Here is a 21,947-nt window from a genome sequence, read left to right as displayed (position 1 = left end):
GCGGCGGGCCCCTGAAACTTCGATGGAGCGAGGGAAACGAAGCGAAGCGTAGTAACAGCCGAAGGCTGGCCCGAAGGGTGAGCGAAGCGAATCACCCCCGGCGAAGCCGGGGCCGGATGATGGGGCAAGACCTTTTGGTTCCTTTTGTGTCGTTTGACAAAAGGGACTCGCCCGAGGGGGCGAAACAGAAAACATCCGAGCATGCCGAAGCGGCGCAGAAATGCCCAACCCCACGCATCGCGGACAGAGTCCGCTCCTACGAAAAGTGACCGCGAGCGGCAATGATGGAAGAGGGCGGCAACCTTGCCGCTTTCTCCCCGGCGGCAAGGAAACCGGTTGCCGCTTGCCGCTGTTTGCCGCCCATTGCCGCTCCCGATACATGATCAAGTCATTGATTTAAAAGGATATATAAATCTGGCACGCACCTTGCTGAAGTGTTGGCAGGCCCACACCGGCAAACAGGTTCGCGACCATGAGCATCAGCTTCGACAAAGCCCTCGGCATCCACCAGCAAGCACTGAGCTTCCGCTCCCAGCGCGCTGAAGTCCTGGCCAACAACCTGGCCAACGCCGACACGCCGAACTACAAGGCGCGCGACCTGGATTTCGCCTCGGTGCTTGCGGCCCAGTCCGACAAGATGAAGAACGGCACCTTCAATGCCACCCGTACCAATGCGCATCACATCGCCGCTGACGGTTTCAGCATGGGCGAGGACGCGCTGAAGTACCGCACGCCGTTCCAGCCCTCGATGGACCAGAACACCGTGGATGAGCAGATCGAACAGTCCAACTACGCGGAGAACTCCGTGCAGTTCCAGGCTTCGTTCACCTTCCTCAACAACAAGTTCAAAGGGCTGATGAATGCCCTGCGCGGGGAGTAATCGCCATGTCGCTTGCCAGTGTCTTCAACATCGCCGGTACCGGCATGAGTGCCCAGAGCACCCGTCTGAACACCACCGCCTCGAACATCGCCAACGCCGAGACCGTCTCCTCCAGCGTCGACAAGACCTACCGCGCGCGTCACCCGGTGTTCGCCACCATGTTCCAGCAAGCCCAGGGCGACCAAGGTTCGCTGTTCGCCGACACCGACCAGTCCGGCTCGGGCGTGCAGGTGCTGGGCGTGATCGAGGACAAGAGCTCTCTGATGCCGCGTTACGAGCCCAACCACCCGGCCGCCGACAAGGACGGCTACGTGTACTACCCGAACGTCAACGTGGTGGAGGAGATGGCCGACATGATCTCCGCCAGCCGTGCGTTCCAGACCAACGCGGAAATGATGAACACCGCCAAGCAGATGATGCAGAAGGTCCTGACCCTGGGTCAGTAAGCGCTGAGGAAGCACGATGAGCATCGACAACAGCAGCATCAACGGCTCCAGCTCGGTTCTGGACCAGTATGCGATCAACAAGGACAGCAGCAGCGGCTCCGCGGGCGGCAACAGCAAGCTCGGCAAGGATGAGTTCCTCAAGCTGCTGGTAGCGCAGATGAACAACCAGGACCCGATGTCGCCCCAGCAGAACGGCGAGTTCATCGCCCAGCTGGCGCAGTTCAGCACCGTGGAAGGCATCCAGTCGCTGAACAGCAGCATGGACAGCATGCTCTCCAACTACCAGTCGTCCCAAGCGCTGCAAGCCTCGTCCCTGGTGGGGCGCAAGGTCATCGTGCCGACCGACAAGTCGATGGTCGATACCTCCGAGACCTTCAAGGGCACCTACACGATGCCGATTTCCACCGCCAACAGCTGGGTCAACGTCTATGACGACAAGGGCGCCCTGGTGAACCGTGTCGAGATGGGCCAGCAGGCGGCCGGCAACGTCAGCTTCATGTGGGACGGCAAGGATTCCAGCGGCAATCTCGCGCCGCCGGGGCGCTACAAGTTCGAGGCGCAGACCAACTACGAAGGCAAGACCTACGCCCTGACCACCTTCCTGCCGGCCAACGTCGACAGCGTGACCCTCGGGCAGAACGGCGGCGAGCTGACGCTGAACCTCGCCGGGCTGGGCAGCATCGGCCTTTCCAAGGTCCAGATCATCGGCCAGTAACGAACCAGGCCAGGAGCCATCGAGCTAGCGCTGGGCAAGGCGGAAGCGGATGAGGACGCGGAGTTTGCGTGTTTGCAAATGAGCAGTCCGAGTTCGCTTCCAACGCAGCCCAGCCGACGCGCAGAGGCTCCTGAACAGATTCGAGTCGGCGATACCGACAAGGAGATTAGAGATGTCTTTCAATATCGGGCTCAGCGGTATCAATGCCGCCTCCAGTGACCTGAATACCACCGGCAACAACATCGCCAACGCCAGCACTGTCGGCTTCAAGCAGTCGCGCTCGGAGTTCTCCGATGTGTATGCCGCTTCCGTGCTGGGTTCCGGCAGCAACCCGGTCGGCAGCGGCGTGCGGTTGTCCAACGTCTCGCAGCTGTTCAACCAGGGCACCATCGACTCGACGCAGAACGCGCTGGACATGGCCATCAACGGCAACGGCTTCTTCGTCACCAGCAACAACGGTGCGGTCAGCTACACTCGCGCGGGCTACTTCGGCACCGACAAGAACGGCTACGTGGTCGACAACAACGGTTACCGCCTGCAGGGCTATGCGGTGAATGCCCAGGGCCAGCTGCAGAACGGCGTGGTTGGCGACCTGCACATCGAAACCAGCAACCAGGCGCCGAAGGCCACCAGCCAGGTCGACCAGACCTTCAACCTGAACTCCACCAACACCACGCCGACGGTCACCCCGTTCAACGCCAGCGACCCGACGACCTATAACTCGTCGACCTCGGTGAACATCTACGACAGCCAGGGCAACGCCCACGTGCTGACCCAGTACTTCACCAAGACCGGTCCCAACGACTGGACCATGAACGTGCTGGTGGACGGCCGCAACCCGGCCAATCCGACCGATGACACCACGGCCATCAGCGCCGCGACCACGGCGGCCGGTGTTGCCGGGGCGACGGCTGCGGATGTCTCCAACGCGGTGGCGGCATCCACGGCAACGCCCGCCGCCAAGGCGGCAGCCGCTGCGGCCGCCGCTGCGGCCGGCGCGACCCCGGCCAGCGTGCTGGCCGCCGTCAATGGCATGGGTACCAGTCCGTACCAGGTCAACCTGACGTTCAGCGCGGCAGGGCAGTTGCAGACCCAGACCCCGGTGAGCAACCTCACCGGAGACGGTTTCGTCCCGAACCCCAGCGGCGACGGTACCCTGGTCCTGAGCAACTGGGTGCCGGCAATCTCCGACGGCAAGACGCCGCCGACCTGGAGCGCCAACGGCGCCACCGCGAATTCGGGTGGCATCAACCTGGACATCCGCAGCTCCACCCAGTACGCCACCGCCTTCGCGGTGAACAGCGTCAACCAGGACGGCTACACCACCGGCCAGCTCTCGGGCCTGGAAATCGACGACCAGGGCAACATCTTCGCCCGCTACACCAACGGCCAGTCCAAGATTCAGGGGCAGGTGGTGCTGGCGAACTTCGCCAACGTCCAGGGCCTGACGCCGATCGGCAAAACCTCCTGGGTACAGTCCTCGCAGTCCGGCGAGCCGGTGGTCGGCACTCCGCGTTCGGGCACCCTCGGCGCCTTGCAGTCCGGCGCGCTGGAAGCGTCCAACGTCGATCTGTCCAGCGAGCTGGTGGACCTGATCGTCGCCCAGCGCAACTACCAGGCCAACGCCAAGACCATCCAGACCGAGGATGCGGTTACCCAGACCATCATCAACCTGCGGTAACCGTCCGTAGGGCGTACAACCGTTCGCGGTTGTACGCCGTTGCACCTCGCTCGTCGCCGCTGCCCGGTTCGAACTCGGAGCGGATTGGCGCCAGGGCTGATCGGCGTATAACGCGGAGCGTTATACGCCCTGCGTCCAGGCTCCTTCATCTAAGGCGTCGTGGAAGCGGCAAATCCCCTTGCCGGTGGCGGCAGACCCTCGCCGCCACCGGCTTCGAAAGGCTCCTTCGGGAGCTTTTTATTTTTCTTAGCCCTTTTAAATCAAAGGCTTAAGATAGAAATTCAGTTCTGGCACGCCCCTTGCTGAATAGCCTCCATGACGCCCGCGACCGGCAATCGCCGCGGGTCTGGAGGATTCGATGGACAAGATGCTGTACGTCTCGATGAGCGGAGCGAGCCAGAACACCCTGGCCATGCGCGCTCACGCCAACAACCTGGCAAACATCTCCACCAACGGCTTCCGCCGTGACTTCGAGCAAGCGCGCTCGATGCAGGTGTTCGGCGACAGTTTCCCGGCGCGGGTCTATGCCATGACCGAGCGTCCGGCCACCGACTTCACCCCCGGCAGCCTGCAGGCAACCGGCCGCGACCTCGACGTCGCCGCCAAGGGCGATGCATGGATCGCCGTGCAGGCGCCCGATGGCGGCGAAGCCTACGTGCGCACCGGCAGCCTGGAAATCGATGCCCTCGGCCAGCTGCGCACCGGCGACGGTTTGCCGGTGATCGGCAATGGCGGGCCGATTGCCGTGCCGCCGGAGGAAAAGATCGACATCGGCGAAGACGGCACCATCAGCATCCGCGGCCTGGGCGATAGCCCCAGCGTGGTGGCCGAGGTCGACCGCATCAAGCTGGTCACCCCGGACCCGAAGAAGCTGGAGAAGGGCCTCGACGGCCTGGTACGCATCAAGCAGGAGCCGGGCAAGCCGGCGCCGCAGCCCGATGCCAGCGCCAGGCTCGAATCCGGCTTCCTCGAAGCGAGCAACGTCAACGCGGTGGAGGAGATGACTTCGATCCTCTCGCTGTCCCGCCAGTTCGAGCTCCACGTAAAGATGATGCGCACCGCCGAGGACGATTCGGCAGCCATGGCGCGGGTTTTGCAATTCAGCTAATCACCTGATCGAGGCGCCATGAATCCGGCGCCCGAGGAGAACGACGATGCTTTCGGCACTGTGGGTCAGCAAGACGGGTCTTTCGGCCCAGGACATGAACCTGACCACCATTTCCAACAACCTGGCGAACGTTTCCACCACGGGCTTCAAGCGCGACCGCGCGGAGTTCCAGGACCTGCTGTACCAGATCAAACGCCAGCCCGGCGCCAACTCCACCCAGGACAGCGAGCTGCCTTCGGGCCTGCAGCTGGGCACCGGTGTGCGCATCGTCGGCACCCAGAAGAACTTCAGCGAAGGCAGCCTGCAGACCACCGACCAGCCGCTGGACATGGCGGTCAACGGTCGCGGCTTCTTCCAGGTCCTGATGCCCGACGGCACCGTTGGCTACACCCGTGACGGCAGCTTCCACCTGAACTCCGACGGCCAGATCGTCACCGCCAACGGTTATGCGCTGGAGCCGGCCGTGGTCGTGCCGAACGAGACCCAGACCTTCACCGTCGGCCAGGACGGCACCGTCTCGGTGACCACCCCCGGCAACCCGCAACCGCAGATCATCGGCAACATCCAGACCGCCGACTTCGTCAACCCGGCGGGCCTCGAGGCCATCGGCGGCAACCTGTTCCTGGAAACCGGCGCCAGCGGCGCGCCGCAGGTCGGCACGCCGGGCCTCAACGGCCTGGGCACCGTACAGCAGAACACCCTGGAAAACTCCAACGTCAACGTGGTCGAGGAACTGGTGAACATGATCACCACCCAGCGCGCCTACGAGATGAACTCCAAGGTCATCTCCACGGCCGACCAGATGTTGTCCTTCGTCACCCAGAACCTTTAGTGAATGACGGAGCCTCCGGGCTCTGGTGAAACCGTAGTCGCTCTCCCCGAGAGGTAGCTGTAAATGAACCGTTCCCACCTTCTTCCGCTGCTGGCCATCGCCGCGCTGGCCGGGTGCGTCAGTCCTCCGCCGAAACCGGACGACCCCTATTACGCCCCCGTGCTGCCGCGCACCCCGGTGCCCGCCGCGCAGAACAACGGTTCGATCTACCAGAGCGGTTTCGACAACAACCTCTACGGCGACCGCAAGGCCTTCCGTGTCGGTGACATCATCACCATCACCCTCAACGAGAAGACCCAGGCCAGCAAGAAAGCCAACTCGGACATCTCCAAGGACAGCAAGACCAAGATGGGCCTGACCTCGATGCTCGGCAGCGGCCTGACCACCGACAATCCCATCGGCGGCGGCGAGCTGAGCCTGAGCGCCGAGTACGGCGGCTCCCGCGATGCCAAGGGCGACAGCCAGGCAGGGCAGAGCAACAGCCTGACCGGCTCGGTGACCGTCACGGTGGCTGACGTCATGCCCAACGGCATCCTTGCCGTGCGCGGCGAGAAGTGGATGACCCTGAACACCGGCAACGAGCTGGTGCGCATCGCCGGGCTGATCCGCGCCGACGACATCGCCACCGACAACACCGTGTCGTCCACCCGCGTGGCCGACGCGCGCATCACCTACTCGGGCACCGGTGCGTTCGCCGATGCGAGCCAGCCGGGCTGGTTCGATCGCTTCTTCCTCAGCCCGCTGTTCCCGTTCTGAGGTGGTGAGCATGATTGCCTCTGGAAAAACGTGGGTAGCGATCGCGGACGGAGTCCGCTCCTACGCTCTGGCGGTGCTTTGTGCGTTGCTGGTGATTCCGGCTGCTCAGGCTGAGCGACTCAAGGACATCGCCACCATCCAGGGTGTGCGCAACAACCAGCTGATCGGCTACGGTCTGGTCGTGGGCCTGGATGGCAGCGGCGACCAGACCACCCAGACGCCCTTCACCCTGCAGACCTTCAACAACATGCTGGCGCAGTTCGGCATCAAGGTGCCGGCCAACGTCGGCAACGTGCAGCTGAAGAACGTCGCCGCGGTGTCCGTGCATGCCGACCTGCCGGCCTTCGCCAAGCCGGGTCAGACCATCGACATCACCGTGTCCTCCATCGGCAACGCCAAGAGCCTGCGCGGCGGCAGCCTGCTGATGACCCAGCTCAAGGGCATCGACGGCCAGACCTACGCCGTGGCCCAGGGCAACCTGGTGGTCGGCGGCTTCGACGCCGAAGGCCGCGACGGCTCGAAGATCACCGTCAACGTACCGTCGGCCGGCCGCATCCCGGCCGGTGCCACCGTGGAGCGCTCGGTGCCGAGCGGCTTCGACCAGGGCAACAGCCTGACCCTGAACCTCAACCGTCCGGATTTCACCACCGCCAAGCACATCGTCGACCGCATCAACGAACTGCTCGGCCCGGGCGTTGCCCAGGCCATCGATGGCGGCTCGGTGCGGGTCAGCGCGCCGCTGGATCCGAACCAGCGCGTGGACTACATGTCGGTGCTGGAAAACCTCGACGTGCAGTCGGGCGAGGCAGTGGCCAAGGTCATCATCAACTCGCGCACCGGCACCATCGTGATCGGCCAGAACGTGCGTGTGTCGCCGGCCGCCGTGACCCACGGCAGCCTCACCGTGACCATCACCGAAGACCCCATCGTCAGCCAGCCCGGCCCGTTCTCCAACGGCCAGACCGCCGTGGTGCCGAAGTCGAATGTGAGTGCCAACCAGGAAGCCAAGCCGATGTTCAAGTTCGGCCCCGGCACCACGCTGGATGAAATCGTCCGCGCCGTTAACCAGGTGGGCGCCGCGCCCAGCGACCTGATGGCGATCCTCGAAGCCCTGAAACAGGCCGGCGCGCTGCAAGCCGACCTGATCGTGATCTGAGGACGCCGCCGTGGACGCCAAACTGTTTTCCGCCGGTGCCTCGGGCACCAACTCCGGGGCCTACACCGACCTCAACCGTCTGGCACAGCTGAAGAACGGCGCCGGGCGCGACAGCGAAGCCAACATCCGCAAGGTCGCCCAGGAATTCGAATCGCTGTTCATGAACGAAATGCTCAAGTCGATGCGCTCGGCCAACGACGTGCTCGCCGAAGGCAACTTCATGAACACCCAGACCACCAAGCAGTACCAGGAAATGTACGACCAGCAGCTGGCCGTCAGCCTGTCCACCCAAGGCCACGGCATCGGCCTGTCGGACGTGCTGACCCGCCAGCTGTCGCACATGAACAGCGGCAAGCGGGTGGGCGCGGCGAACCCGTTCGCCAAGGTCGGCCAGACCTCCGCCTGGCCGACCACCACCGGCGTCAACGCCAGTGGCAAGACTTTGCCGCAGCCGGCGGAAGGCCGTGACGACTCGAAAATGCTCAATGCCCGTCGCCTGTCCCTGCCCGGCAAGCTGGCCGACCGCGTGATGGCCGGCATCGTGCCGGGCGCGGCGAAATCGGAAGAGCAGGGCAAGCCGCTGGCCGGCAACGACTGGCAGACCGCCAAGTCCTACGCCAATGCCGTGGACGCCATCGATGCCGCCGCCGGCGCCCAGGACGTAAGCGGCCGTCGCTACGCCCAGCCGCCGCTGGCGCCAGGCAAGTCGGCCTTCGGTTCGGCAGACGAATTCGTCGCCACCATGCTGCCCATGGCGCAGAAAGCCGCCCAGCGCATCGGCGTCGATGCGCGCTACCTGGTGGCCCAGGCCGCGCTGGAAACCGGCTGGGGCAAATCCATCATCCGCGACCAGGACGGTTCCAGCAGCCACAACCTGTTCGGCATCAAGTCCGGTTCCAGCTGGGACGGCGACTCCGCGCGGGCGGTGACCAGCGAATACGTGAACGGCAAGAAAGTGAAGGAAGTCGCGGCGTTCCGCTCCTACGACTCCTTCGAGCAGAGCTTCAACGACTACGTGAGCTTCCTGCAGAACAACGACCGCTATTCGGACGCGCTGGATTCCACCGGGCGCCCCGAGCAATTCATGAAGGAACTGCAGCGCGCCGGCTATGCCACCGATCCGAACTACGCCCGCAAGGTCGCGCAGATCGCCAAGCAGATGCAGGTGTACCAGGCGGTTGCCGCGGCGGACACCCCGCCCCTGGGATAAGGACCAAGAGTAATGAGCGATCTACTGTCCATTGGCCTGTCGGGCCTGCGTTCGAGCCAGACCTCGTTGACGGTGACCGGCCACAACATCACCAACGTCAACACGCCCGGCTATTCCCGCCAGCAATCGGTGCAGCAGAGCGGCATCCCGCAGTACACCGGGGCCGGCTACATCGGCTCGGGCAGCCAGGTGGTCGACGTGCGCCGGCTGGCCAGCGACTTCCTGTTCACCCAGGTGCGCAGCGCCACCAGCCAGACCAATGAACTGAGTGCCTTCCAGGGGCAGATCGAGCAGCTCGATGCCTTGCTCTCGGACACCACCACCGGCATCAGCCCGGCGTTGCAGAAGTTCTTCGCCGCGCTGCAGACCGCCGCCGCCAACCCGTCCGCCACCGAGGGCCGCGAGGCGCTGCTGGCGGAGGCGCAGGGCGTATCGAAGTCCTTCAACACCCTGTACGACCAGCTCGACAAGCAGAACAGCCTGATCAACCAGCAGCTCGGCTCGCTGGCCAACCAGGTCAATTCCCTGGCGACCAGCGTCGCCAGCTACAACGACGCCATCGCCAAGGCCAAGGCCGCCGGCGGCCAGCCCAACGACCTGATCGACGCACGCGAGGAGACCATCCGCAAACTCTCCGAGCTGATCGGCGTGCAGGCCGTGCCGCAGGACGACAGCAGCGTCAACCTGTTCATCGGCACCGGCCAGCCGCTGGTGGTGGGCACCACCACGTCGGCGTTGCAGGTAGTGCCGGGCGCGGACGATCCGACCCGCTTCCAGGTGCAACTGGTCAGCGGCAGCGCCATCCAGACCATCACCAGCCAGGTTTCCGGCGGCCAGATGGGCGGTTTGCTGGCGTACCGCGATACCGCGCTGGACGCCTCGTACAACAAGCTCGGGCAGATCGCCGTCACCTTCGCCGATGCCGTCAACAAGCAGCTCGGCCAGGGCCTGGACCTCTCCGGCAATGCCGGCAGCCGGCTGTTCGGCGACATCAACGACCCGACCATCACCGCGTTGCGGGTCATCGCCCAGTCCGGCAACGCCGGCACCGTCAGCCCCAGCCTGAACATCACCGACACCAGCAAGCTCGGCGTCAGCGACTACCGCCTGGAGTACGACGGCACCAACTTCACCGCGCGGCGCCTGTCCGACAATGCGCCGATCAACGTCACCGTGAGCGGCAGCGGTCCCTACACCCTGAGCTTCGCCGACGGCAGTGGGGGCGACCAGGGCTTCCAGGTGACCATGAACAGCCTGCCGCCGGCCGGCGACGGCTTCACCCTGCAACCCACCCGCCGCGGCGCGTCGGACATCAATACGACGCTGACCAAGGGCGACCAGCTGGCCTTCGCCGGCACCGCCCGCAGCGAAGCCACCACCAACAACCGTGGCACTGGCGCCATCGGCCAGCCCAAGCTCACCAGCGGCCCGTCGCCGGTCCTCACCAGCGACCTGCAGAACCTGTTCGGCGCGGGTGGCCTGAGCCTCAGTTTCGACTCCACCACCAATACCCTGACCGGCACGCTGCCGGCGGGCGCCACCCTGAGCTACGTGTCGCCCTCGACCACCGGCCTGACCTCGGGGCAGACCAACACGGTGCGCCTGGACTACACCGATCCGGGCAGCGGCAATCAGTACAGCTACGAATTCACCCTGAGCGGCGTGCCCCAGGCCGGCGACAGCTTCACCCTGGGCATGAACACCAAGGGTATCTCCGACAACAGCAACGCCCTGGCGCTCTCCGGCCTGCAGAGCAAACCCACCGTGGGCGGCACCGGCAGCACCGGCGCCAGCTTCAACGATTCCTACGGCGGCTTGGTGGAACGCATCGGCACCCTGACCGCGCAGGTGCGCAACAATGCCGACGCCAGCGCCACCGTGCTCAAGCAGGCGCAGGACAACCGCGACTCGCTGTCGGGGGTGAACCTCGACGAAGAGGCGGCCAACCTCATCCAGTTCCAGCAGTACTACAGCGCGTCGGCCCAGGTGATCCAGGTCGCCCGTTCCCTGTTCGACACGCTGATCGGCGCGTTCCGCTGATAGAGGAAGTTGACCATGCGTATCTCCACCATCCAGGCCTACAACAACTCGGTCGGCGGCCTGCAGAAGAACTACGGCAACGTCACCCGCACCCAGGAGCAGATCAGCACCGGCAAGCGCATCCTCACCCCGGCGGACGACCCGGTGGCGTCGGTGCGGCTGTTGCAACTGAGCCAGGAGCAGTCGCTCAACGACCAGTACAAGAGCAACATCACGGCGGCGAAGAACAACCTCACCTCGGAGGACGCGATCCTCAACTCGGTGGGCAATATCCTCCAGCGCGTCCGTGAGATCGCCGTGCAGGCCGGCAACGGCGCACTGGACCATACCGACCGAGCCTCCCTCGCCACCGAGTTATCGCAGCGCGAGGACGAACTGCTGAACCTGCTCAACAGCAAGGACGCCAGCGGCAAGTACCTGTTCTCCGGCTCCCAGGGTGACACCCAGCCCTACGTGCGCAATCCGGACGGCACCTTCACCTACCAGGGCGACGAGAGCCAGCGCCAGGTGCAGATCGCCAGCAGCACCACGCTGCCGATCAGCGACAGCGGCAAGGCGCTGTTCGAGGATGTCACCAACGCCAACCGTGTGATCACCGGTGCGGCGGCGGGCAATACCGGCAGCGGGAGGATTTCCGCAGGTCTGGTGGAAGACAAGCAGGCCTACGACGCGACCTTCCCATCGAGCACGCCACCAGCGGCCACCGATGGCGTGGGCATCCACTTCCTCGATGACAAGAACTACGTCGTCTACGACCTCAAGGACATTCCCGCCGGCTATGACTGGACCACCACCGACCCGGCGGCGCCGTCCTTTCCGACCAAGTCGGCGGGCACCCTCGATGACAACCCCGCGACCAACGACTTCATCCGTTACGGCGGGGTGAAGGTGCAGCTGGATGGCCAGGTGAAGGGTGGCGACAGCTTCTCCATCAACCGCGATCCGTCCGCGGAAAAACGCAGCCTGCTCAACGTCGTCTCCGACCTGCGCAAGGCATTGCAGAGTGCGGGCGACACCCAGGCCGACACCTACGCGATACGCGATGCGACGGCGGTGGCAATCAGCAATCTCGACACGGCGAACGGCCAGGTGCTGACCGGGCAGGGCAAGATCGGCGCGCGGCTCAACGTGATCGATTCCACCGAGACCTTCATCGATGACGTGAAATTGGTGAATACCGGAGTGATTTCCGACCTGCAGGACCTGGACTATGCCGAGGCGCTGTCGCGTCTCTCGATGCAGTCCACCGTGCTGCAGGCGGCGCAGCAGAGCTACGTGAAGATCAGCGGGTTGAGCCTGTTCAACTACCTCAACTGATCGTCTGCCAGGAATCAAAAAAGCCCACGTGCCTAAAGCCGTGGGCTTTTTTGTCGACACAGTTTGTACGCAGAAATCTTCTCGCTTCTACGCCTGCTTCTGGCGGCAAGCATCTGCAAGTGACTGATTCGAAAGCTGAAAAAAATCTGCGGAAATTTCGCTAAAGCTCACCGGATCAGCGCCGATACAGATTACGAATGCGAATTCTTGGGGAGCCTGAGCAAACAGACCCAGGGGTCGCAACATCAGGCACCCGACCACAAGGTTCTTTGGAGGAACTCACCATGGCCCTGACAGTCAACACGAACATTTCTTCCCTGAACACTCAGCGCAACCTGTCGTCTTCTTCCAACGCCCTGGGTACTTCGCTGCAGCGCCTGTCCACCGGTAGCCGCATCAACAGCGCCAAGGACGACGCCGCCGGTCTGCAGATCTCCAACCGTCTGTCCAACCAGATCAGTGGCCTGAACGTTGCTGTGCGCAACGCCAACGACGGCATCTCCCTGGCGCAGACCGCTGAAGGCGCCCTGCAGCAGTCCACCAACATCCTGCAGCGTATGCGTGACCTGTCCCTGCAATCGGCCAACGGCAGCAACAGCGAGACCGACCGCGCCTCCCTGCAGAAGGAAGTGGGCCAGCTGCAATCGGAACTGAGCCGTATCTCCGACACCACCACCTTCGGTGGCCGCAAGCTGCTCGACGGTTCCTTCGGCACCAGCTCCTTCCAGGTCGGCTCCAACGCCAACGAAACCATCAACGTGACCCTGAAGTCGGCCTCGGCCAACTCCCTGGGCATGAACTACAACGATTTCACCGGCGCAGCTGCTGGTGGTGTCGGCACCGTGTCTCTGGCTGCCGGTGCAGTCAACGCCGTGGGTGCGGATACCCTGGCCATCACTGGCTCCCGGGGCAGCGCCAGCGCTACCGTTGCTGCCAACGATTCGGCCAAGAACATTGCGCAAAGCATCAACGCACAAACCGGTAAAACCGGCGTGACCGCTGATGCCCGTACTGGCGTAGAGATCTCCGGTCTCTCCGCAGCAGGTACCTACTCCTTCAACCTGCAGGGTTCGAACGGTACCGCGGTGGCCATTACCGCTACTGCGACCTCGACCACCGACTTCGCCGACTTTGCCGACAAGATCAACTCGGTCAGCGGCAGCACTGGCATCGTGGCCGTTGCGGACTCCTCCGGTAAACTGCGTCTGACCAACGAAGCCGGCGATGACATCAAGATCACCGGTTTTGCAGGCAACGGTGCTGGTAACCAGACCGCAAGTCTGAAGGCTCTGGATTATGACAACAATGCTGTCGGTGCAGCTGTAACCCTGACTGAAGGCGCTGCTGCTACGGCAGATGCCAACGTGGTCGGCGTAGTACGTACCTCCAGCTCGGGTTCGTTCTCGGTAACTGCAACTGGCACCACTGTTACCGGTACTGCCGGCACTGAAACCTCGACCCTGAAAGCCATCTCTTCGGTCGACATCAGCTCGCAGAACGGCGCCCAGGCCGCCATCGCTGTGATCGATGCCGCCCTGGAGTCGATCGACAGCCAGCGTGCCGACCTCGGTGCGGTGCAGAACCGCTTCGACAACACCATCAGCAACCTGACCAACATCGCGGAAAACGCCACCTCCGCCCGCAGCCGCATCAAGGACACCGACTTCGCCGCGGAAACCGCGAACCTGTCGAAGAACCAGGTGCTGCAACAGGCTGGTACCGCGATCCTGGCTCAAGCCAACCAGCTGCCGCAGTCGGTCCTCAGCCTGCTCCGGTAAGCCCCGGCCAACGGCTGATGTGAAGACAGGAGGAAGGGGCAACCCTTCCTCCTTTTTGGCATTCGCGAGGTGAGAAGAATGGACGTCGGAAACGTTGCTACCCTGAGTGTGGCCGGCATGACCGCAGCGAACCGCGCCGTCGGTAACGATCCTCAAGTGAGCGCGCGCGGGGAAGGGCAGAGTCAGCCGGGCGAGCGCACGGGCAGTGCCGACGCCATGCGTGGCCAACTGGATTCGGCCGTGGCCGATATCCAGAAGTTTGTTCAGGCGTCGCGCCGAGACCTGAACTTCAGCATCGACGAATCCACCGGCGATGTGGTGGTGAAGGTGATCGACGGCGAGTCTGGCAAGGTGGTGCGGCAAATTCCTTCCGAGGAAGTGCTGAAACTTGCCGCCCAGCTCGACGACATGCGCAGCCTGATGTTCGAAACCCGCGCCTGACACGCTTGTGCCAGGTTGGCACGACGCTTGCCTTGGTTCGGGACGATAGCGCGTTCTGTGCGGAATCTTGACGGAGAAGGGATATGACCAGCATCACCGGTCTGGGCTCGGGCCTCGACATCAACAGCATCGTCAGTGCGATGGTGAATGCCGAGAAGACGCCCAAGCAGAACCAGATCACCACGCTGAGCAAGAACACCACCGAGCAGATCACTGCTCTGGGTGCCGTCAAGAGCGCCATCAGCGATTTCCAGACTGCGCTTGCCGCGTTGAACAAACCCGAGAACTTCCAGGGACGCGCTGTCAGCTCGTCCAAGACCGATCTGTTGACCGCCACCGCCAAGATCACGGCAGGGGTGGGCAGCTACCAGGTCGAGGTCCAGCAACTGGCCCAGGGCAGCAAGGTGGCCCTTGGCGCAGTGCCGTCCAACGGCACCCAGGCGGCGACCTTCGGCAAGGGCAGCCTGACCATCAAGGTCGGCGACACGGCGTTGCCGGATATCGTCGTCGATGACAGCAACAACACCCTGGCGGGTGTGCGCGATGCGATCAACAAGGCCGGCAAGGAGCAGGGCGTCAGCGCCACCATCGTCACCGATGCGCAAGGCTCGCGGCTGGTCCTGAGCAGCAGCAAGATGGGCGATGGCAAGGACATCTCCGTCAGCGTCAGCGGCGACGATGGCAGCGGCAGCGCCAGCCTGAACAGCCTGGCCTTCACGCCCAGCGCCGCGCCGAGCGACCCGGCCGTGGTCGATCCGCCGGTGCCGAGCGACCCGTCCGCCGCGCGCATGCTCACCCGCGCCAAGAGCGCCGAGCTGACCATCGATGGCTTGCAGATCAAGAGCGATTCCAACACCGTCGAGAACGCCGTCGAAGGTCTGACCCTCACGCTCAAGGGCGTCACCGAGGCCGGCAAGCCGCTGACCATCGGCGTGACCCAGGACGAGGCTGGGGTGAAGAGCAACGTCAAGAAGTTCGTCGACTCCTACAACAAGCTGATGGGCGTGATCAAACTGCAGACCGCGGTGACTACTGTCGGCGAGGACAAGGCCCCGGTCACCGGTGCGCTGGTCGGCGACGCCACCATGCGTTCTCTGCTGAGCACCGTGCGCAACGAGCTGGTCAGCACCCAGGGCGACAGCAATGCCGGCGTTCGCGTGCTGGCTGACCTCGGTATCACCACCAAGCAGGACGGCACCCTCGACCTCGACTCCACCAAGCTGGACAAGATGGTCAGTTCCAACTTCCAGGACGTCGCCAATCTGTTCGTCGGCGACAACGGCCTGGCGACCCGCCTGGACGCCAAGCTCAAGCCCTATACCCAGTCCGGCGGTGTGTTCGATCTGCGCAACAAGGCCCTGCAGAGCACGCTGAAGAATGCGGACAAGCAGCAGGCCGACCTCGACCGGCGCATTTCCGCGTTGCAGGAGCGTCTGCTCAAGCAGTTCAACACCATGGATTCGCTGGTGAGCAGCCTGACCTCCACCGCCAACAGCCTCACCAGCCAGCTCGCCAGCCTGCCGTTCGCCAAGAGCTGATCCTGAGCGCCGTGGCCGGCTTGTGCGGCCACGGCAAAAATATTCTCCAACTCACCTTCAAGCTCCTGCACTACCGGCCGATACCTTGGTCAGTAGATGAAATTCCCCGCAGGAGCCTGCCATGTACGCCATGAGAGCCATGAAGCAATATCAGCAAGTCAGCCTGGAGTCGCGCGTTGCCGAGTCCTCGCCGCACGGTCTGATCCAGCTGCTGATGCAGGGCGGCCTGGAGCGCATGGCGCAGGCCCGTGGTGCCATTGAGCGCGGCCAGCTGGCCGAGCGTGGCGAGCTGATCGGCAAGGCCATCGGCATCGTCGGCGGTCTGCGCGAGGCGCTGAACCTGGAGCAGGGCGGCGAATTGGCGTTGAATCTCGACAATCTTTACGTTTACATGACCGAGCGCCTGCTGGAGGCGAACCGCAATGGCGATGCCGCGATCCTCGACGAGGTTTCCGGCCTGCTGCGCGAAGTGAAATCGGGCTGGGACGCGATCGCCGCCTGAAGGAAGGACGAGTCATGAGTCAGGCCATGCAACAACTCAACGAAACCCGCGCCGCGCTCTCTGCCGCGATGCAGAGCAAGGACTGGGAAGCCATCGGCGAACTGGACCGGATGTGCCGCGAGCAGGTGGACGTGGCCATGCAGGACGCCGAGCGCGACGAGCAGGCCCTGCGCGACACCATGGAGCAGCTGCTGGCGCTCTACGGCGAGCTGGTCAAGGTCTGCACCGCCCAGCGCACCGCCATCGGCGAGGAGCTGACTGCGGTGCGTCGCTCCAGCCAGGGCGCCAAGGTCTACCAGATGTTCGGCTGATCCGTTCGGATCGGTCTTCCCCCGGCGGCCCACGGGCCGCCGCTGTGTTTGTGCAAACCGCTCCTCGGTTCGATTGCCATGATCCGGGTCAACGCCCTTCGTCGGGCAGCATCAAAAAAAGCACGCCATAAATTTGACTCTTGCCACATTTTTGACTTTACTAGTGGCCAAATGCTGGCGACTTCTTGGAATTGTGTCGTCGTCAGTCTCGTGTCAGCAGCCGTTCGACGGCCTCAAAGCCCCGGGATGACAAGCTAAAGATGTGGCGCGAAACCAAGATTCTCCTGATCGACGACAACCAGGAACGGTGCCGTGACCTCTCGGTCATCATCGGCTTCCTGGGAGAGGACCAGATCGCCTGCGGCAGCCACGACTGGCGCCAGGCCGTCGACGCACTGCCCAACGGCAGCCGTGACGTGCTCTGCGTGCTGCTCGGCAACGTGGAAAGCAAGGGCGGGGCGCTGGAGCTGCTCAAGCAGGTAGCCGCCTGGGACGAGTTCCTGCCCGTGCTGCTGATCGGCGAGGCGGCCCCCGCCGAATGGCCCGAAGAGCTGCGCCGCCGCGTGCTGGCCAGCCTGGAAATGCCGCCCAGCTACAACAAGCTGCTCGATTCCCTGCACCGCGCCCAGGTCTACCGCGAGATGTACGACCAGGCCCGCGAGCGCGGCCGCCAGCGCGAGCCCAACCTGTTCCGCAGCCTGGTCGGCACCAGCCGCGCCATCCAGCAGGTGCGGCAGATGATGCAGCAGGTCGCCGACACCGACGCCAGCGTGCTGATCCTTGGCGAGTCCGGCACCGGCAAGGAAGTGGTCGCGCGCAACCTGCACTACCACTCCAAGCGCCGCGACGCGCCCTTCGTGCCGGTCAACTGCGGCGCGATCCCGGCGGAGCTTCTGGAAAGCGAACTGTTCGGCCACGAGAAGGGTGCCTTCACCGGCGCCATCACCAGCCGGGCAGGGCGCTTCGAACTGGCCAACGGCGGCACCCTGTTCCTCGACGAGATCGGCGACATGCCGCTGCCGATGCAGGTCAAGCTGCTGCGCGTGCTGCAGGAGCGCACCTTCGAGCGCGTCGGCAGCAACAAGACGCAGAACGTGGACGTGCGCATCATCGCCGCGACCCACAAGAACCTCGAGAAGATGATCGAGGAAGGCAGCTTCCGCGAAGACCTGTACTACCGCCTCAACGTCTTCCCCATCGAGATGGCCCCGCTGCGCGAGCGCGTGGAGGACATCCCGTTGCTGATGAACGAACTCATCTCGCGCATGGAACACGAGAAGCGCGGTTCGATCCGCTTCAACTCCGCGGCCATCATGTCGCTCTGCCGTCATGACTGGCCGGGCAACGTGCGCGAGCTGGCGAACCTGGTCGAGCGCCTGGCGATCATGCATCCCTACGGCGTGATCGGCGTGGGAGAACTGCCGAAGAAATTCCGTCACGTCGACGACGAGGACGAGCAACTGGCGACCAGCCTGCGCGAGGAACTGGAAGAGCGCGCGGCGATCAGCGCCGGCCTGCCGGGCCTCGACTCGCCGGCCATGCTGCCGGCCGAGGGCATCGACCTGAAGGACTACCTCGCGAACCTGGAGCAGGGCCTGATCCAGCAGGCGCTGGACGATGCCGCCGGCGTCGTCGCCCGTGCCGCCGAGCGCCTGCGCATCCGCCGCACCACCCTGGTGGAGAAGATGCGCAAGTACGGCATGAGCCGTCGCGAGGAGGAAATGGCGGAGGATTGACGCCTCCGTCATGCTCGTTTCTTCAACTTATTGAAAAATAACGAGTAATTTTTAGGCACGCGGTTTGCTAAGACTCATCCGACCGACAGTTCTACGACGTCGGACGGATGAGAGAGCCGCATGATGCCAGTCGCCCAACGCCAGCCCGAAGCCACTTCCCTTGTGTCTGTTGACGCCCTTGCGCCCGTCGAAGAAAGCAGGCCGGTGGAGGAGAGCAGCCGCGCGAACCTGGAACAGGCTTTTGCCCTGTTCAACCAGATGTCCAGCCAGCTCAGCGAGTCCTATAGCCTGCTGGAAGCGCGCGTCACCGAGCTCAAGGGCCAACTGGCCCTGGTCAGCGCCCAGCGCATGCAGGAGCTGGCCGAGAAGGAGCGCCTGGCCAACCGGCTGCAGAGCCTGCTCGACGTGCTGCCCGGCGGCGTCATCGTGCTTGATGCCCAGGGCGTGGTGCGCGACGCCAACCCGGTGGCCTGCGCGCTGCTCGGCAAGCCGCTGGTGGGCATGCTCTGGCGCGAGGTGATCGCCCGCAGCTTCGCTCCCCGTGCCGACGACGGCCATGAAGTTTCCCTGCGCGATGGCCGCCGCGTGTCCATCGCCATCCGCTCGCTGAACGGCGAGCCCGGCCAGCTCATCCTGCTCAACGACCTGACGGAAACCCGTCGCCTGCAGGACCAGCTGGCCCGTCACGAGCGCCTGTCCGCCCTGGGCCGGATGGTCGCCTCGCTGGCCCACCAGATCCGCACGCCGCTGTCCGCCGCCATGCTCTATGCCAGCCACCTGAGCGAGCAGGAGCTGCCGCTGGAACAGCAGCAGCGCTTCGCCGGGCGGATCAAGGAACGCCTGCACGAACTGGAAAACCAGGTCCGCGACATGCTGGTGTTCGCCCGTGGCGAGCTGCCGCTGCCAGACCGCCTGGCGCCGGCGCAGCTGTTCACCAGCCTGCGTGCCGCCGCCGAATCCCACGTCGCCGGCCTGAACGTCCGCTGGCAGTGCGACGCCCGTGCGGGCGAGTTGCTGTGCAACCGCGACACCCTGGTCGGCACTGTGCTCAACCTGGTGGAGAACGCCATCCAGGCCGCCGGCCGTGACCTGCGCCTGAAGGTGCACCTGTATGCGCGCGGCGACAGCCTGCGCCTGGCCATCAGCGACAACGGCCCGGGCATGAGCGCCGAAACCCTGACGCGCCTGGGCGAACCCTTCTTCACCACCAGGACCACCGGCACCGGCCTCGGCCTGGCCGTAGTCAAGGCCGTCGCCAAGGCCCACCAGGGCGAGCTGCGCCTGCGCTCGCGCGCCGGCCGCGGCACCTGCGCCACCCTGATCCTGCCGTTGATCAACGCTCAATCCATCGCTCACAAGGAATGAACACCATGGCCGCCAAAGTCCTGCTGGTCGAAGACGACCGCGCCCTGCGTGAAGCCCTTTCCGACACCCTGATGCTCGGCGGGCACGACTTCGTCGCCGTCGACTGCGCCGAGGCCGCGTTGCCGGCCCTGGAGAAGGACGCCTTCAGCCTGGTGATAAGCGATGTGAACATGCCGGGCATGGATGGGCACCAGTTGCTGGGCCTGATCCGCGCACGTTATCCACAGCTGCCGGTGCTGCTGATGACCGCCTATGGCGCGGTGGACCGCGCCGTGGAAGCCATGCGCCAGGGCGCGGCGGATTACCTGGTGAAACCCTTCGAGCCGAAAGCCCTGCTGGAACTGGTGGCGCGTCATGCGCTGGGCACGGTTGCCCGCGTCGAAGGCGACGGTCCGGTAGCGCTGGAGCCGGCCAGCCGACAATTGCTGGAATTGGCCGCCCGCGTCGCGCGCAGCGATTCCACCGTGCTGATCTCCGGCGAGTCCGGCACCGGCAAGGAAGTGCTGGCGCAGTACATCCACCAGCAGTCGCCGCGCGCGGCCAGGCCATTCGTGGCGATCAACTGCGCGGCGATCCCGGACAACATGCTCGAGGCCACCCTGTTCGGCCACGAGAAGGGCGCCTTCACCGGCGCCATCGCCGCCCAGCCAGGCAAGTTCGAACTGGCCGACGGCGGCACCATCCTGCTCGACGAAATCTCCGAGATGCCGCTGGGGTTGCAGGCCAAGCTGCTGCGCGTGCTGCAGGAGCGTGAAGTCGAGCGCGTCGGTGCGCGCAAGCCGATCAGCCTGGATATCCGCGTGCTCGCCACCACCAACCGCGACCTGCTCGGCGAAGTGGCGGCGGGGCGCTTCCGTGAAGACCTGTACTACCGCCTTTCGGTGTTCCCGCTGGCCTGGCGCCCGCTGCGCGAACGCCCGGCGGACATCCTGCCGCTGGCCGAGCGCCTGCTGGCCAAGTACAGCCGCAAGATGAACCTGGCGCCGGTCAGCCTCGGCGCCGATGCTCGCGCCGCCTTGCTGGCGCATCCATGGCCGGGCAACGTGCGTGAGCTGGACAACGCCATACAGCGCTCGCTGATCCTGCAGCAGGGCGGCCAGGTGCAGGCGGCCGACCTCTGCCTGACCGCACCCATCGGCCATGCGCCGCGCCCGGTGCTGGCCGCTGTGCCGGCGGCGCCGACTCCGGCAAGCGTCGAAATTCCGTCACCTGCCGTGCAGGATGCCGGAGCGCTGGGGGAAGACCTCAAGCGCCGCGAATTCCAGATGATCATCGACACCCTGCGCAGCGAGCGCGGCCGCCGCAAGGAGGCCGCCGAGCGCCTGGGCATCAGCCCGCGTACCCTGCGTTACAAGCTGGCGCAGATGCGCGATGCGGGGATGGATGTGGAGGCGTATCTGTACGCCAGTTGATGGTTTGACGAGTTCCCCTCTTGGCCCGCCGTTGTGCGGGCTTTTTCTTGGTGGGGTGGTGGGCCTTGATCCCTGTAGGAGCGGACTTTGTCCGCGATGTTTTTGTTCTCGTATGGGGGGTTCTGCGTCGCTTCGGCGTGCGCCGGGAGATTTTGTTTCTCCCCCTCGGGCGAGTCCCTTTTGGCAAACGCCCTGCCCCAAAAGGAACCAAAAGGTCTTGCCCCTGCATCCGGCCCCGGCTTCGCCGGGGTCCCCTCGCTCCATCGAAGTTTCAGGGGCCCGCTGCGAAGGGCCATCCCTGGCCCATCGCGGCTCTCGCGACATCCATGTCGCTCAACCCCTGAAACTCCGATTCCACTCGGCCTCCTGAAGGGGCGCTCGGAGTGCGCGGATATTTCTCTGGAAGTCTTCAAGAGCATCGCGGGCAACGCCGAGCTATCCGCCGTGATGGGTATCGCTTCGCTCCACGCCATCCTACGAAGAGCAATCCAGCATGAAGCAGCCAAAGTTGCAGGCGCGCGCAGAGTCCCGTCAGGAGGCCGAGTGGAGGTATTGCGCAGAGGGGCGAGCGACATGGATGTCGCGAGAGGCGTAAAGGGCCAGGGATGGCCCTTGTACGCCGACCCTCGGAGCGATACCGGAAGGAGGGGAGTCTGAGCGAAGCGAAGACCCGGATGTCGGGACGAGCCCTTTGGTTACTTTCTGGCGTTTGAGAAAGTGACT

Annotated in this window: 19 protein-coding genes; all 19 read left to right on the top strand. The window is 64.5% G+C overall.

The genetic code is table 11. The features are described 5' to 3' along the window. Positions 1 to 472 precede the first annotated feature (472 nt). The 19 genes from flgB to fleR all read left to right on the top strand — a co-directional run bounded on the left by flgB (position 473) and on the right by fleR (position 21,224). Positions 473 to 880 (top strand): flagellar basal body rod protein FlgB, encoded by a 408-nt coding sequence (gene flgB, locus J5M67_RS26700; RefSeq protein WP_207888434.1) that lies wholly within the window; start codon positions 473 to 475, stop codon positions 878 to 880. A gap of 5 nt (positions 881 to 885) precedes the next feature. Continuing rightward, a complete protein-coding gene (gene flgC, locus J5M67_RS26695) occupies positions 886 to 1,326 on the top strand; it encodes a flagellar basal body rod protein FlgC (RefSeq protein WP_207888433.1) in 441 nt (146 codons plus the stop codon). 16 nt (positions 1,327 to 1,342) lie between these two features. Then, positions 1,343 to 2,041: a flagellar hook assembly protein FlgD gene (flgD, locus tag J5M67_RS26690; protein ID WP_207888432.1), complete on the top strand. Its 699-nt coding sequence runs from the start codon at positions 1,343 to 1,345 to the stop codon at positions 2,039 to 2,041. Positions 2,042 to 2,213: 172 nt separating this feature from the next. After that, the gene (locus J5M67_RS26685; RefSeq protein WP_207888431.1) at positions 2,214 to 3,722 is read left to right on the top strand and encodes a flagellar hook protein FlgE; all 1,509 of its coding nucleotides are present in this window, start codon (positions 2,214 to 2,216) and stop codon (positions 3,720 to 3,722) included. Positions 3,723 to 4,080: 358 nt separating this feature from the next. Continuing rightward, positions 4,081 to 4,830, top strand: a complete 750-nt coding sequence (locus J5M67_RS26680; RefSeq protein ID WP_207888430.1) for a flagellar basal body rod protein FlgF — start codon at positions 4,081 to 4,083, stop codon at positions 4,828 to 4,830. A gap of 46 nt (positions 4,831 to 4,876) precedes the next feature. Continuing rightward, positions 4,877 to 5,662: a flagellar basal-body rod protein FlgG gene (gene flgG, locus J5M67_RS26675; protein WP_207888429.1), complete on the top strand. Its 786-nt coding sequence runs from the start codon at positions 4,877 to 4,879 to the stop codon at positions 5,660 to 5,662. Positions 5,663 to 5,725: 63 nt separating this feature from the next. Beyond that, positions 5,726 to 6,418, top strand: coding sequence for a flagellar basal body L-ring protein FlgH (flgH, locus tag J5M67_RS26670; RefSeq protein WP_207888428.1), 693 nt, complete (start codon positions 5,726 to 5,728; stop codon positions 6,416 to 6,418). Between the two features lie 10 nt (positions 6,419 to 6,428). Then, positions 6,429 to 7,574 (top strand): flagellar basal body P-ring protein FlgI, encoded by a 1,146-nt coding sequence (locus tag J5M67_RS26665; RefSeq protein ID WP_243434903.1) that lies wholly within the window; start codon positions 6,429 to 6,431, stop codon positions 7,572 to 7,574. Positions 7,575 to 7,584: 10 nt separating this feature from the next. Then, a complete protein-coding gene (gene flgJ, locus J5M67_RS26660; protein WP_207888427.1) occupies positions 7,585 to 8,784 on the top strand; it encodes a flagellar assembly peptidoglycan hydrolase FlgJ in 1,200 nt (399 codons plus the stop codon). Between the two features lie 12 nt (positions 8,785 to 8,796). Next, the gene (gene flgK, locus J5M67_RS26655) at positions 8,797 to 10,824 is read left to right on the top strand and encodes a flagellar hook-associated protein FlgK (RefSeq protein WP_207888426.1); all 2,028 of its coding nucleotides are present in this window, start codon (positions 8,797 to 8,799) and stop codon (positions 10,822 to 10,824) included. Positions 10,825 to 10,839: 15 nt separating this feature from the next. After that, complete coding sequence (gene flgL, locus J5M67_RS26650) at positions 10,840 to 12,141, top strand: flagellar hook-associated protein FlgL (protein ID WP_207888425.1); 1,302 nt, start codon at positions 10,840 to 10,842, stop codon at positions 12,139 to 12,141. A gap of 284 nt (positions 12,142 to 12,425) precedes the next feature. Next, positions 12,426 to 13,919 (top strand): flagellin, encoded by a 1,494-nt coding sequence (locus tag J5M67_RS26645; protein ID WP_207888424.1) that lies wholly within the window; start codon positions 12,426 to 12,428, stop codon positions 13,917 to 13,919. Positions 13,920 to 13,997: 78 nt separating this feature from the next. Beyond that, positions 13,998 to 14,360 carry a flagellar protein FlaG gene (locus J5M67_RS26640; protein WP_207888423.1) on the top strand — a complete coding sequence of 121 codons (363 nt, stop codon included), beginning with the start codon at positions 13,998 to 14,000 and terminating at the stop codon, positions 14,358 to 14,360. Positions 14,361 to 14,443: 83 nt separating this feature from the next. Continuing rightward, positions 14,444 to 15,898, top strand: a complete 1,455-nt coding sequence (gene fliD, locus J5M67_RS26635) for a flagellar filament capping protein FliD (RefSeq protein WP_207888422.1) — start codon at positions 14,444 to 14,446, stop codon at positions 15,896 to 15,898. A 121-nt stretch (positions 15,899 to 16,019) separates the two neighbouring features. After that, positions 16,020 to 16,400 carry a flagellar export chaperone FliS gene (fliS, locus tag J5M67_RS26630; RefSeq protein WP_207888421.1) on the top strand — a complete coding sequence of 127 codons (381 nt, stop codon included), beginning with the start codon at positions 16,020 to 16,022 and terminating at the stop codon, positions 16,398 to 16,400. A gap of 14 nt (positions 16,401 to 16,414) precedes the next feature. Then, positions 16,415 to 16,711, top strand: a complete 297-nt coding sequence (fliT, locus tag J5M67_RS26625; protein WP_207888420.1) for a flagellar protein FliT — start codon at positions 16,415 to 16,417, stop codon at positions 16,709 to 16,711. 260 nt (positions 16,712 to 16,971) lie between these two features. Further along, positions 16,972 to 18,447: a sigma-54 dependent transcriptional regulator gene (locus J5M67_RS26620; protein ID WP_207888419.1), complete on the top strand. Its 1,476-nt coding sequence runs from the start codon at positions 16,972 to 16,974 to the stop codon at positions 18,445 to 18,447. A gap of 120 nt (positions 18,448 to 18,567) precedes the next feature. After that, a complete protein-coding gene (locus J5M67_RS26615) occupies positions 18,568 to 19,812 on the top strand; it encodes a PAS domain-containing sensor histidine kinase (RefSeq protein ID WP_243434902.1) in 1,245 nt (414 codons plus the stop codon). Positions 19,813 to 19,817: 5 nt separating this feature from the next. Continuing rightward, the gene (gene fleR / locus J5M67_RS26610; RefSeq protein WP_207888418.1) at positions 19,818 to 21,224 is read left to right on the top strand and encodes a sigma-54-dependent response regulator transcription factor FleR; all 1,407 of its coding nucleotides are present in this window, start codon (positions 19,818 to 19,820) and stop codon (positions 21,222 to 21,224) included. Positions 21,225 to 21,947: the final 723 nt, after the last annotated feature.

This window comes from Pseudomonas sp. 30_B (genome assembly GCF_017491605.1).
Lineage (GTDB): Bacteria > Pseudomonadota > Gammaproteobacteria > Pseudomonadales > Pseudomonadaceae > Pseudomonas.
Note: the sequence above shows the minus strand (reverse complement) of the source record. Positions and strands in the feature narration are given on the sequence as shown.